We start from the raw sequence: 13,048 nt of genomic DNA on the forward strand, positions 1-13,048 counted from the left end.
CGCGGGTTCACCGGCAAAGCAGCCGACGCGGTATCAGAACCCTACACTGGCCTGCACATAGAAGGTACGCGGCTCACCCACATAAATGCCGGCGTTGTTATCGCTGGAGCGGGTGTAGTACTGCTTGTCGAAGAGGTTCTTCACCCCTGCCGCCAGCTTCAGGTTGGCCATTTGCGGCCCGAAGTCATATCCACCACGGGCATGCCAGGTCACGTAACCGGGAATGTCACCGTACTGCCCGTCAGCACTTGGCTCGGTGATGTAGTCGCCGTTGAAGCTACCATCGGCGTTGATCCCGGTACCCGGCGCGCGCTGCTTGGACTGGGCATAGGCATCCAGATTCCAGGTCCAACGATCGACCTCGTAACGCAGGCCGGCAGTGGCCACCTGGCGCGAATAGAATGGCAGGTCGCGGCCCTTGAAGCCGGGAATCTCCCCCTCGTAGGTCGCGCGGGTGTAGGTGAAGCCCGCATTGGCCGACAGCCCTTGCAGGCGCGGGTCCAGACCGGCCAGGTCATAGCGAACCGACGCTTCGATACCTTGGTGCTTGGTGGCGCCGAGGTTGGTCCACCCCACATCGTTGCTGATGTACTGCAGCTCATCGTCGAAGTCGATGTAGAACGCGGTCAGCTCCCCGGCGAAAGCACCATTGTCATAGCGCGTACCGATCTCGTAGGTCTTGGCCTTCTCCGGCTCCAGGCCGTTGGCGGTGCTATTGCCCGTGCCGCCCTGACCCAGCTGGAAGTACTGCAGGCTGCCGAACGACGTCTCGTAGTTGGCGAACAGTTTCCAGGCATCGGAAAGGTGGTACATCACGCTCAGCGCTGGCAGTGGCTCATTGCTGGTAATGCTGCGGTTCTTCTCCGGCACCGGCTTGCCATTGGCACCAAGCACCGGGCGATCACGCCAGTCGGTGTTGATGTGTTCGAAACGGATACCCGGCGTGATGGTCCAGTTGCCGACGTCGATCTTGTCGTCGATGTAGTAGGCGCTGGCCTCGGTGCCACCGCTACGGTCCTGGAACACATGGCCATCGGAGCCTGGGATCGGCGTAGGCACATTGTCGACCAGCCCCAGACGCGTGGACTGCTCGCGCATGGCCTCCTTCAGGTAGCGGTAGCCCACGCTGACTTCCTGGGTGGTGGGCCCGGCGAAGAAGATCCGGGACACACGCGGTTCGATGGCGAAGGTGTGATAATTGCGCGGGTAGGAAGACAAGGTCTTCATGTCGCGCGAGGCAATCGAGCTGCCACGGAAACTGTCGGTGTAGTACGTCAACACCTCGAATTGAGTGGCATCGTCGAGCTGGCGCAGCCATTTGAACGAAACGTCCTTGCGACGGCCGGCGAAGTAGTCGTAGTCGCGCACCGACTGGAACGGGTTCTGATCGTACTGGGCCTGGGTCAGGCCTCCGGGCATGTCGGCACGGCCATCGTAGTAGTGAAAGTTCAGCCAGAACTCATCGCTGTCGGTTGGCGCCCAGTGGGTCTTGAGAATGACGTCGTCGATGTCGTTGCCGTTGTTGCTTTCCCGATAGCCGTTGCCGTTGACACCGGTGTACAGCAGCGCGACGCCCATGCCGTTGTCCGCAGTGCCGCCAACGAACGCCGACTCGGTGTGTTTCCAGCCGCCATGCTGCGAGGTCTCAAGCGTGGTGGACAACTGCGCCGAAGCCTTCTCGGGGATCGCCCGGGTCACGAAGTTGATCACCCCACCGACGTTCTGCGGACCATAACGCACAGAGCCTGCGCCACGGACCACGTCGATGCTGTCGAGGTTGCCCGAGGAGATAGGCGCCATGGACAGCTGTGGCTGGCCGTAGGGCGCGAAGGCCGCTGGAATGCCGTCGATGAGCACGGTCGAACGCGGCGACAGGCGCGAGGTCAGGCCACGCACGCCAACGTTGAGCGAAAGGTCGCTGCCGCCGGTGCCGTTGGAGTCCTGCACCTGAACCCCCGGAATGCCCCGCAGCACGTCACGCACGTTCATCGCGCCTTTCTCCACCATCGCCTCGCGGCGCACCACCGTCCGTGCGCCGGGGTGGTTCTGCACCACAGCCTGCTCGGCATCGCCCAACCAGTCACCCACCACCTTCACATCGGTCGGTGCCAGCTCCAGGCTGCCGGAGGTCAAGCTGCCAGCGGCCTGGGCCGGTTTCACCACCACAGTGCCCTGGGACATCTCATAGGTCAGGCCGCTGCCTTGCAGCAGTTGCTGCAGCGCCTGTTCCGGCGCCAGTTGGCCCGATACCGCCGGGGCCTGCTTGCCGGCTACCAGCTCAGGGCTGAAGAACAGCTGCAGGTTGGTTTGCTGGCCCAGTTGGCTCAAGGCAGACGCTAACGGTTGGGCCTGGATCTGAATTGCGGCAGCGGCCTGCTCGGCAAGGCTGTCGAAGGCCACGGCACTGACCGCAAGGGCCAGCGCCAGCGCGCGGAAACGAGGGAATGGCTTGTTGTTGTTCACGTCTTCGAAGCATCCTGAAAGTCGGGATAAACGCCAACCGCATGCAAATGTAAATGCTTGGCAGTTGCAGCTGGCGGGGAAGACGAACGACGGGGAAAAAACCTGAATTTATTTTGCGACTATTTCGCGTGAACCGTCTTGGTGGGTCCTGATGGCCACCGGCAGGATACTTGGCAAAGCGCGCAACAGTGCGTCGGTATCGTCGGTGCTGAAAGTGCTGGACAAGCGCAGCCCGGCGACCTTGCCAGGTGCGACTCGCAGCGGTTGAGCCCGGTAACGCTTCACTTCCGCCACCACTTCCTCCAGGGTGGCGTTCTCGAACACCAGTTTGCCCTGGCGCCAGGCGGTCAACGCAGCCGCATTGATCGCGTAGGGCTCGGCCACCTTGCCCTGCGCATCGATGGAAGCGCCCTGCCCGGCGCTCAACTGCGCCAGCGATGCATCGCGGCCCTGCACACGCACCGAGCCCTGCTCGACCGCCACACGGGTCAGCGACGGGTCCAGGCGTACATCAAAACGGGTACCGGTCACGGTAACGCTGCCCTGGGCGGTGTCGACGACGAATGGCCGGCTGCTGTCGTGGGCAACCGTGAACATTGCCTCGCCGGCTTCGAGCACGATGTGCCTGCGACCCGTGCTGTATGCCACTTGCAGCCGCGTCGCGCTGTTGAGCGCAAGTAGCGAACCATCTGGCAGTTCGACCTGACGGCGCTCACCGAAGGCTGTCTGCAAGGTGTCCTGATGGTTCAGCCGCTGGTACTGCCAACCGCTCCAGCCCAGGCCCAGCGCGGCGACGGCAACACCGGCAGCCAGCGCCTGGCGCAGCACGCCCCGCCGCGGCAAATGGCGCACCGGCTCCGGTTCACATAATGCCTGCAGTCGCTGTGGGGGGATGCGCTCGGCTGCGCACCAAAGCAGCGCCAACGCGTCATATTCTGCACGGTGGCTGGGATGTGCTTCGAGCCAATCGTGCAACCGAGCCTGCAACGCACTGTCGCGCGGCGCATCGTGGACGCGAGCGAACCATTCGGCTGCCTGCTCGCGGACGGTACCGGCACCGTGCTGTTTCATCGCAAAGGTCTCCTGACTCATCGGGTGGACACATCCAGGTGCTCACGCAGATGCCGGAGCGTGCGGATCATATACTTTTCGACCATGTTCTTGGTCAAACCCATGCGCTCGGCGATTTCCGCCTGGGTCAGGCCTTCGAGCTTCTGCCAGATGAATACCCGCCGACAGTTCAGGGGCAATTCGGCCAGGGCGCGCTCGACGCTGTCGGCCAGTTCCAGGGCATGTACATAGGCTTCAGGGTCGTCGCTGGCGGTGGCACCTTCCTCGAAGGTTTCCTGCTCCAGTTGCTGACGCCGGTCTTCGCGGCGAAAACCGTCCACGGCAATGTTGCGGGCAGTTTGATGAAGATAAGCGCGAGGCTGATCGACCTGCTCACGCGTGTTCTCAAGAACCCGCACAAAGGCATCGTGGGTGAGATCCTCGGCCTGCTGACGACTGCGCAACTTGCGCGTCCAGGTGCCGATCAGCTCGTGGTAGTGGTCGAGGAAGCCTTTGTGTCCGGACACGGTCTGGGTCGTCAGGGAGGCGGATAAGGGTGCGAATAGTAATGTTTCTCATCAAACTCAGCAAATCCGCCAGTCGGTAACAAAAAATTTATGGGTGATGTCATGTACGGGAGTGCTTGAGAATGTGGCCATAAATATGAACACCTCTGGCCCCTTCGCGGGTAAACCCGCGCCGACCTAAATTGTGAAAACCCTGTAGGAGCGGGCTTACCCGCGAAGGGGCCTACACGCTCCATTCCACAATTTTTTACGCTTGAAACAGTGCCGGGAACATCAGGCGGTCATGCGAGTCGGTTATTCAACGGGTAGGGCGTCGATCCACGACGATCGCACCCGGATTGCCTGTTGATTCTGCATTCTTCACGCCCTAAAGTGCGCGCCGAACGTCCATGCTGGAAACGATCCATCCGGCTCAAGTACTGAGTAGGCGAACCAAAGTGGGGATACGGAGGACGTTCAGTTTGCAGCCACTTAATCTTTCAGTTTGCCCATGGAGTCCCTGAGCATGTCGATCCAGGTCGAAGACTATTTCGCGCGTGAAACCTTCCAGAAGATGAAGGCGTTCGCCGACAAGCAGGAAACCCCGTTCGTACTCATCGACACCCAGATGATCAGCCAGGCCTACGACGACCTGCGCGCCGGTTTCGAATTCGCCAAGGTCTACTACGCGGTCAAGGCCAACCCGGCGGTCGAGATCATCGATCTTTTGAAAGAGAAAGGTTCGAGCTTCGACATCGCCTCGATCTACGAACTGGACAAAGTGATGGGCCGCGGTGTCAGCGCCGACCGCATCAGCTACGGCAATACCATCAAGAAGTCCAAGGACATCCGCTACTTCTACGAGAAGGGTGTGCGCCTGTACGCCACCGACTCGGAAGCCGACCTGCGCAACATCGCAAAGGCCGCACCGGGTTCGAAGGTCTACGTGCGGATCCTCACCGAAGGCTCCACCACTGCCGACTGGCCGCTGTCCCGTAAGTTCGGCTGCCAGACCGACATGGCCATGGACCTGCTGATCCTCGCCCGCGACCTGGGCCTGGTGCCCTACGGTATCTCCTTCCACGTTGGTTCGCAGCAGCGCGACATCAGCGTCTGGGACGCTGCTATCGCCAAGGTCAAAGTGATCTTCGAGCGCCTGAAGGAAGAAGACGGCATCGAACTGAAACTGATCAACATGGGTGGCGGCTTCCCGGCCAATTACATCACCCGTACCAACAGTCTCGAAACCTACGCCGAAGAAATCATTCGCTTCCTGAAGGAAGACTTCGGTGATGACCTGCCGGAAATCATCCTCGAGCCGGGCCGTTCGCTGATCGCCAACGCCGGTATCCTGGTCAGTGAAGTGGTCCTGGTTGCGCGCAAGTCGCGCACCGCCGTCGAGCGCTGGATCTACACCGATGTGGGCAAGTTCTCCGGCCTGATCGAAACCATGGACGAGTCCATCAAGTTCCCAATCTGGACCGAGAAGAAGGGCGAAACCGAAGAAGTCGTGATCGCAGGCCCGACCTGCGACAGCGCCGACATCATGTACGAGCACTACAAGTACGGCCTGCCGCTGAACCTGGCGATCGGCGACCGTCTGTACTGGCTGTCGACCGGGGCCTACACCACCAGCTACAGCGCAGTGGAATTCAACGGCTTCCCACCGCTGAAGGCTTACTACCTGTAAACCAGAACGGGGCCGCAAGGCCCCGTTTTCGCAGGCGCACCACGTGGTGGTTCATCGACGCCTATACAGTGAAACATTGCTGAAATTGGGGACATTGACGTCCTGTACAGCCATCTCGAACGTCAGCACGTTAGGTTTGCCAACCCCCACGTAGTGGTCATCCCAAGGCTTTCGATTGGCCACGCTGACCATTGCCAAGCCTGGCGCAGCCAACGTCACGCCTTGATAGACCTGGATCTGCGGCTGTTCGATCTTCGTGCCGTCGACCCGCACCCGCCAACTCACCGGCTCATCGCTTTTGGCGTAGTAACCAATGTAGCTTTGCCCACTCAGGTCCCAGATGTCGTAATGCGCATAGCCTTCGCCCGATTCGACGGCGCGTACCTGATAGCCGTGTCGATCTCCTTCGAAATACCCGAACCAAAAGCGTTGCGGGCTTTTGACCTCGCTACTGGAACTGACGGTCAACCACTGGCAGCGCCGCTCCCGAGGCGTCCCCTCCATCGAGTCCAGCCACCCTTCGTAGCCTGGGGTGACTGAGGTGAAGGTGGCAATAAACGAACGGTCCTGAACGTACTTCATGCTTAACCTCGCGATTGAGTCGAGAGCCGCGACTTTCAGCCTGCTCGCTCAATCAACGAAGTCGGTCAGACTTCCTCGCGCAGCTGTATTTCCTGGGCATAGCCGTCTGCTACAGCCGCCATTGAAGGGCCTGCCGAGCGCAAGGTGTTCAGGCTGCTACGCAAGAACGGCACGTTACCTTGGGCGCGGGCAAGTTCGATCCATCTCAGTGCTTCCTGGTTTTCACCTCGTTCGAACAGCACCAATGCCAAGCTGAACATGCCCCGGAAATCCCCCGCCTCGGCTGAACGCCGATACCAGCGCACCGCCCGAACAGGGCTGGGCGCAGTGGCAATACCGTGTTCCAGATAACGGCCAAGCAGGTTCATCGACTTGGCATGGCCAAGGTGCGCGGCCTTCTCGTAACAGGCCAGAGCCTGGGCCTGGTTGACCGCTACTCCGCGCCCGGTGGCCAGCAGGTTACCCAGGTTGTAAAGCCCCCAGTCGAGCCCGGCATCGGCAGCGTGCGCATAATGGATGGCAGCCTTGACAAGGTTCACCTCGCCGCCCCAGCCATGTTCCAGGCAGCGTCCAAGCATGTTGTGCGCCATGGCATTGCCCGCCTGCGCAGCGATGCCGAACCAACGTCGAGCCAACAGGGCATCCTGTTCGATGCCTCGCCCGTCGAGCAGTATCTGCCCCAGTAACAACTGGGCCTGGACCACGCCCTGCCCCGCTGCCGCGAGAATCGCCTGGGCGGCCTTGCCAGGGCTGTCTTCGAGCATGGCCTGCAAGCCCGCGACATCCACCACGTCCTCACGACGCAATTGGTAGGACACGGTTCAGACCTCGGCCCAGCGGCGCAACAAGTTGTGGTAGGTGCCGGTCAGTTGCAGCAAGGCAGGATGCTCCGGCACATCGGTGGTCAATTGCTGGATGGCATTGTCCATCTCGTACAACAATGTACGTTGCCCGTCGTCGCGCACCAGACTCTGGGTCCAGAAAAATGCTGCATAGCGTGCGCCACGGGTCACCGGGTTGACCTTGTGCAAGCTGGTGCCGGGGTACAGCACCAGGTCACCGGCCGCCAGCTTGACCTGCTGCACGCCGTAGGTGTCCTGGATGACCAACTCACCGCCGTCGTAGCTGTCGGGGTCGCTGAGGAACAGGGTCGATGACAGATCGGTACGCACTCGCTCGGGGCTGCCCTTGGGCTGGCGCAGTGCATTGTCGATATGGAAACCGAAGTTGCCCCCTTCGCGGTAACAGTTGATCAGGGGCGGGAAGATCTTGTGCGGCAACGCCGCCGACATGAAACGCGGGTTCTTCCACAAGCGGTCGATCAATGCGCAACCCAATTCCTTGGCCAGTGGGTGCCCTTCGGGCAACTGCAGGTTGTGCTTGGCCTTGGCCGACTGATACCCCGCCGTGATCTTGCCATCAGCCCAGTCGGCCTGCTCAAGGGCCTCGCGGATGCGAGTGAGCTCGTCGGCGTCGAACAGGCCGGGAATGTGAAGCAGCATGGCAACGCACCATCAGGAAGTGTAAAGGCTCAATGATATTGATTACCTTTTACGCTGTACAAGCCCCGTCCGCCGCTTAAGACGTTTCAGCGCGTGCAAACCGTAAAGACAAATTGTAAAGAATGTAAATTTATAGCGAATGGTAACGACTCTCAATTGTGAGTCACAATTGCTTACATTAAGATCCGCAGCCTTAACACCTTGGGGAAGGTTCTTTGCAATGCGTCACTACGTGCCATCTACCGTAAGTTCACCGCGCCTTATCGTTTCGGCCATCGGCGTCGCCCTCAGCGCGTCCTCTGCCTATGCCGCCGAGCCCTCCGCCAGTAACGCCATCACCCTCGATGCCACCAGCATCGAGGGCAAGGTTGAACAGGCCAGCACCGATTACAAAGTCGAAAAGGCCTCCTCGCAGAAGTACACCGCTCCCCTGGTGGACACGCCCCGTTCAGTCACCGTGATTCCACAGCAAGTGATCAAGGACACCAATGCCCTGAACCTGCAGGATGCTCTGCGGACCGTGCCGGGCATTACCTTCGGTGCCGGCGAGGGCGGCAATCCCCAGGGCGATCGCCCGTTCATTCGCGGTTTCGATGCCCAAGGCGACACCTACCTCGACGGCGTACGAGACACCGGCGCACAAACCCGCGAGATCTTCGCCGTGGAGTCGGTGGAAGTTGCCAAAGGCCCGAACTCGGCGATCGGTGGCCGCGGAGCTGCCGGCGGCACCATCAACCTGGTAAGCAAGCGGGCGCACTTGGGCAACTCGCTCGACGCCGCGTGGACCTGGGGCAGCGACCAGACCCAGCGCTACACCCTCGATGGCAACTACCAGTTCAGCGATACCGTTGCCGGCCGCCTGAACCTGATGACTCACGAAAGCAACGTAGCCGGGCGCGACAAGGTCAACTACGACCGCTGGGGTATCGCACCGTCCTTGGCCTTTGGCCTGGGCACGCCGACCCGCGTCAACCTTGACTACTACCACCTGGAAAGCGACGACCTGCCAGACTCGGGTATCCCGTACACGATCCCGACCGGCGGTAGCGGCGACCGCACCTCGGCCCACCCAAGCAAGCCGAATGACGGTGGCGACAGCGACAACTTCTACGGCTTGACCAATCGCGATTTCCGCAAAAGCCGTGTCGACATTGCCACCTTCGCCATCGAGCACGACCTGACAGACGCGCTGACCATCAAGAACACCCTGCGTCATGGCAACAGCATGCAGGACTACATCCTGACTCAGCCCGACGATAGCCAGGGCAACGTCAATAACGGCGAAGTCTGGCGTCGGGCCAATACCCGCGTCGGCAATACCACGACCACCACCAACCAGACGGACCTGTTCGGCGAGTTCTATGTGGCGGGCTTCAAGAACAACTTCTCGACGGGTATCGAACTCAGCCGCGAAGAATCGAAACGGTCTTCCTACAATGTCGCCACACTGGATGGCACCACCAAGGTCAACAACAAGAACGTGTGCAATGGCATCGGTGCCCCGTACAACTGCACCTCGCTGGGCAACCCGACGCCGGACGATCCGTGGAATGGAGCGATCTCACGCAACTACGCGGGTACCGACACCAAGAGCGACACCCGCGCCATCTACGTGTTCGACACACTTGAGCTGACACCTCAGTGGCTGCTGAACATGGGCCTGCGCTACGACCACTTCGACACCCAGTACCGTGGCTACGACGCCTCGGGTGCGACCGTGGTGAACAAGAATGACATCGCATCCAAGGGCAGTGACACCAGTGAGTTCTTCACAGGCCAACTGGGCCTGGTCTGGAAGCCAGCCGACAACGGCAGCATCTATGTCTCCTACGCCACTTCCGCGACGCCGCCAGGTGCCTTGCTTGGCGAAGGTATGGAAGGCAACCCGCTGGGCAATACCACCGACCGCTCCGGCAACCTGCTGAGCAGCGACATGGAGCCGGAAGAGACCACCAACTACGAAATCGGCACCAAGTGGGACCTGCTGAACGAGCGCCTGTCGCTCACCGCCGCCCTGTTCCGCACCGAGAAGGAAAATGCTCGCGTTCAGGTGGACACCACCTCGTACGAGAACGTTGGCGAAACTCGCGTACAGGGCATCGAGCTGTCGGCCAGCGGCAAGATCACCGAGAAATGGCAGGTGTTCGCCGGCTACACCTACATGCAGGCCCGGCAGATCGACGGCGGCCCCCTGGGCAAGGCCAATGATGGCAACCAGCTCCCTAACACACCTAACAACAGTGCCAGCCTGTGGACCACCTACGCGATCACGCCGAAGCTGACGGTCGGTGGCGGTGCCTTCTACGTCGACGACGTCTACGGCAGCGTGGCGAACACCACCATGGTCGACAGCTATGTCCGCTACGACGCCATGGCCGCCTACAAGCTGACCAAGAACGTGGACCTGCAGTTGAACGTGCAAAACCTGACCAACGAGGTGTACTACGACAAGGCGTTCTCCACCCATTTCGCCAACCAGGCCGCAGGCCGCACCGCATTGCTGACCACCAGCGTTCATTTCTGATGACGGGATTGGGGTAAAGCCGGCCCCTGCAGGAGCCGGCTTGCCGGCGATAGGGCCCACACTGGCACTAAACAATCCCCGACCCGGCCCCGTTCATTTCAGTGAGCGGGGTTTTTGCGTATCAAGGCATAATCCACGCCGCCCGGCCCCGCGCGGCCCCAAATGGTGATCGATGTGTTGAAGAAGTCGCTGTTCCAATTGCACTGGTTCTTTGGCATCACCGCTGGCCTGGTGCTGGCCCTGATGGGCATCACCGGCGCGGTGTATTCGTTCCAGGAAGAACTGCTGCGGCTGTTCAATGCCGATGTCCTGCGGGTCGAGGTGCGCCAGGAAGGCGTGCTGCCGCCAGCAGAGCTGGTCCGACGGGCCGAGGCTGCACAAGGCGACAAGGTCTCGATGCTGTGGGTCGATACCCGCGAAGGCAATGCCGCACGCCTCTTCTTCACCCCTGCCCCCGGCGAGCGCCGTGGCGAACTGCGCTATGCCGACCCCTACACGGGAGAGCTCAAGGGTGAAGTCGCCGGGCAAGGCTTCTTCAACCTGATGCTGCAGTTGCACCGTTTCCTGGCCATGGGCGAGACCGGCAGGCAAATCACCGGCGCCTGCACCCTCATGCTGGTGTTCTTCTGTTTGTCCGGGCTGTACTTGCGCTGGCCGCGCAAGGCGCTGAACTGGCGGGTCTGGCTTACGTTCGACTGGGCCAAGAAGGGCCGCGCGTTCAACTGGGACCTGCACGCGGTGGCTGGGACCTGGTGCTTGCTGTTCTACCTTCTTTTCGCCCTCACCGGCTTGTTCTGGTCCTACGACTGGTACCGCGAGGGGCTGAACAAGTGGCTGGCCGACACGCCGGCCGGTGGTGAGCAGCACAAACGTGGTGCACGCCATGGCCTGCAGAAAGCCGACAAGGATACACCGCCGCTGGTGGTCGACTACGACGCGATCTGGAGCAACCTCAAGGCATCCGCAGGCCCAGGCCTTGCCAGCTACAACCTGCGCTTGCCGCCGGCTGGCGACCGGCCAGCCACACTCTTCTACCTGCTGGACAACGCCCCTCACGAGCGCGCCTTCAACACCGTCACCCTGGACCCGGCCAGCGGCCAGTTCAAGCGCGTGGAGCGCTACGATGACAAGTCGTTCAAGGCCCAGCTGCTGCAGAGCGTCTACGCGCTGCACGTGGGCAGTTATTTCGGCCTGACCGGGCGAATCATCGTCACGATCGCGAGCCTGACCATGCCACTGTTCTTCGTCACCGGCTGGCTGCTGTACCTCGATCGTCGCCGCAAGAAACGTCAGGTTCGTGCCGCACGGGGCACCGTCGCCACTACCGCGGACAAAGCCGATAACTGGTTGATCGGCTTCGCCAGCCAAAGCGGCTTTGCCGAACAGCTGGCCTGGCAAAGTGCTGGGCAGTTGCAGGCTGCCGGATTGCCCGTTCAGGTCCGCCCACTGGCCGACCTGCAAGAGAACGACCTGCGCCAGGCGCGTCGCGCGCTGTTCGTGGTCAGTACCTTCGGCGATGGCGAAGCGCCTGACAGTGCGCGCGCGTTCGAACGCAAAGTGCTCGGCCAGCCATGGGCGTTGAACAACCTCACCTATGCCCTGCTGGCCTTGGGTGACCGACAGTACCCACACTTCTGTGGTTTTGCCCGGCGCCTGCAGGCCTGGCTCGGCGAGCGCGGTGCCAGCAGCGCCTTCAGCCCGGTGGAGGTGGACAACGCCGACCAGGCGGCACTGCAACAATGGCAGCACGCGCTTGCCAGGCTGACCGGCGCCAAGCCAGTCGCTGCCTGGCAAGCGCCAGACTTCGAAAACTGGAGCCTGACCCGCCGCGAGCTACTCAACCCCGGCAGCCTGGGACAACCGGTCTTCCTGCTGGGGCTGCGCCCTGAACACCCGGCGAATTGGCAAGCCGGCGACCTGGTCGAGGTGCTTCCACTCAATGGCCAACGTCGGATCGGTGAATTCCTCGATGGGCTGGGCCTGGACCCCAATACCCGCGTGCAATTGGACGGTCTGAGCGAGACCCTGGGCCAAGCCTTGGCCAGTCGCCAATTGCCCACCCACCGCAGCCACCTGCTCGGCCTGCATGCCCAAGCCTTGGTCGATGCGCTGGTACCGATCGGTAGCCGCGAATACTCCATCGCCTCGATTGCCAGCGACGGCGAGCTCGAGCTGATCGTACGCCAGGAACGTCATGGCGACGGCACCCTCGGCCTGGGTTCGGGCTGGCTGACCGAGTACCTGCCGGTCAATGGCACCGTCAGCTTGCGCCTGCGCCGCAACAGTGGGTTCCACCTGCCAGAAGCGCCGGCCCCCATGATTCTGATCGGCAACGGCACCGGCCTGGCGGGCCTGCGCAGCTTGCTCAAGGCACGCATCAGCGCGGGCGAGCAGCGCAACTGGCTGCTGTTCGGCGAGCGCAACCGTGCCCACGACCTGCTTTGTGGTGTCGAGCTACAGCAGTGGCTCGACGTGGGCGATCTGAAACGACTGGACGTGGCCTTCTCGCGGGATCAGGCCGAGAAGGTCTATGTACAGGATGTCCTGCTGCAACAGGCCGATGAGTTCAGACGCTGGATCGACGACGGCGCCTGTGTATATGTCTGCGGCAGCCTGCGAGGAATGGCCACCGGGGTCGATACCGCGCTCAACGCCATCCTCGGCGAAGCGACTGTGCAGCAATTGATCGAGGATGGGCGGTATCGGCGGGATGTGTACTGAGCGGAAATCG

The 13,048-nt window shown here is 61.6% G+C and carries 9 protein-coding genes; 3 read left to right on the plus strand and 6 right to left on the minus strand.

From position 1 onward, the window contains the following. Positions 1–33: 33 nt before the first annotated feature. The 3 genes from IF103_RS19660 to IF103_RS19670 form a co-directional block, all read right to left on the minus strand. Entirely contained in the window at positions 34–2,463 is a 2,430-nt protein-coding gene (locus IF103_RS19660; RefSeq protein WP_202675603.1) for a TonB-dependent siderophore receptor, read from the minus strand. Positions 2,464–2,571: 108 nt separating this feature from the next. Continuing rightward, entirely contained in the window at positions 2,572–3,534 is a 963-nt protein-coding gene (locus IF103_RS19665; protein WP_027906598.1) for a FecR family protein, read from the minus strand. A gap of 17 nt (positions 3,535–3,551) precedes the next feature. Continuing rightward, positions 3,552–4,040: an RNA polymerase sigma factor gene (locus IF103_RS19670; RefSeq protein ID WP_027906599.1), complete on the minus strand. Its 489-nt coding sequence runs from the start codon at positions 4,038–4,040 to the stop codon at positions 3,552–3,554. A gap of 505 nt (positions 4,041–4,545) precedes the next feature. Between IF103_RS19670 and IF103_RS19675 the strand changes: the two genes are divergently transcribed. Then, the gene (locus IF103_RS19675; RefSeq protein WP_023382192.1) at positions 4,546–5,709 is read left to right on the plus strand and encodes a type III PLP-dependent enzyme; all 1,164 of its coding nucleotides are present in this window, start codon (positions 4,546–4,548) and stop codon (positions 5,707–5,709) included. 51 nt (positions 5,710–5,760) lie between these two features. Here IF103_RS19675 and IF103_RS19680 read toward each other — a convergent pair whose 3' ends face one another. From IF103_RS19680 to IF103_RS19690, 3 genes are all read right to left on the minus strand, one after another. Further along, positions 5,761–6,291, minus strand: coding sequence for a hypothetical protein (locus IF103_RS19680; RefSeq protein ID WP_023382193.1), 531 nt, complete (start codon positions 6,289–6,291; stop codon positions 5,761–5,763). Between the two features lie 65 nt (positions 6,292–6,356). After that, on the minus strand, positions 6,357–7,109 hold the full coding sequence (locus tag IF103_RS19685; RefSeq protein WP_023382194.1) for a tetratricopeptide repeat protein: 753 nt from the start codon (positions 7,107–7,109) through the stop codon (positions 6,357–6,359). A gap of 3 nt (positions 7,110–7,112) precedes the next feature. Continuing rightward, a complete protein-coding gene (locus IF103_RS19690; protein ID WP_186598441.1) occupies positions 7,113–7,793 on the minus strand; it encodes a Fe2+-dependent dioxygenase in 681 nt (226 codons plus the stop codon). 220 nt (positions 7,794–8,013) lie between these two features. On the opposite strand from IF103_RS19690, the gene IF103_RS19695 reads away from it, so the two are divergent. Then, positions 8,014–10,317 (plus strand): TonB-dependent receptor, encoded by a 2,304-nt coding sequence (locus tag IF103_RS19695; RefSeq protein ID WP_202675604.1) that lies wholly within the window; start codon positions 8,014–8,016, stop codon positions 10,315–10,317. A gap of 174 nt (positions 10,318–10,491) precedes the next feature. Next, complete coding sequence (locus IF103_RS19700) at positions 10,492–13,038, plus strand: sulfite reductase flavoprotein subunit alpha (protein ID WP_202675605.1); 2,547 nt, start codon at positions 10,492–10,494, stop codon at positions 13,036–13,038. Positions 13,039–13,048 lie beyond the last annotated feature (10 nt).

The sequence above is a fragment of the Pseudomonas sp. SK2 genome, from assembly GCF_016772395.1.
Classification (GTDB): domain Bacteria; phylum Pseudomonadota; class Gammaproteobacteria; order Pseudomonadales; family Pseudomonadaceae; genus Aquipseudomonas; species Aquipseudomonas taiwanensis.